This window comes from Virgibacillus sp. GM2-2, from assembly GCF_055329585.1.
Window position 1 is genome coordinate 1 of the sequence record NZ_JBUZWC010000182.1, and the last position, 229, is coordinate 229.

A 229-nucleotide genomic window follows, 5' to 3' on the forward strand; every position below is an offset into this window, starting at 1 on the left:
ATTCTGAATGTCATCGGCCGCAGTCTTGAACACGGCGACGATCGTCGCGTTCTTTCCGCTTGGCTTGTCCAGCAGTACGTCATCCCAAGTCCACAAGCCTCGGTCAGGATCGTGCCATTGGCGAAGAGCAGGCCGTTTGAGGGGGGCCAAACCCTCTGCCTGGAGTTCCGCTGGCCTCGTGCTCCAGTGCTGGAGTAGTAAAACTTTCCGGATCAGAGATACGAGCGGT

At 57.6% G+C, this 229-nt stretch carries 1 protein-coding gene; it reads left to right on the forward strand.

Translation table 11 applies throughout. The annotated features are described in order from the left end of the window. Positions 1–198: hypothetical protein (locus ACY9Z2_RS19465; protein WP_463611319.1), on the forward strand; the 198-nt coding region annotated here is incomplete at its 5' end. Positions 199–229: the final 31 nt, after the last annotated feature.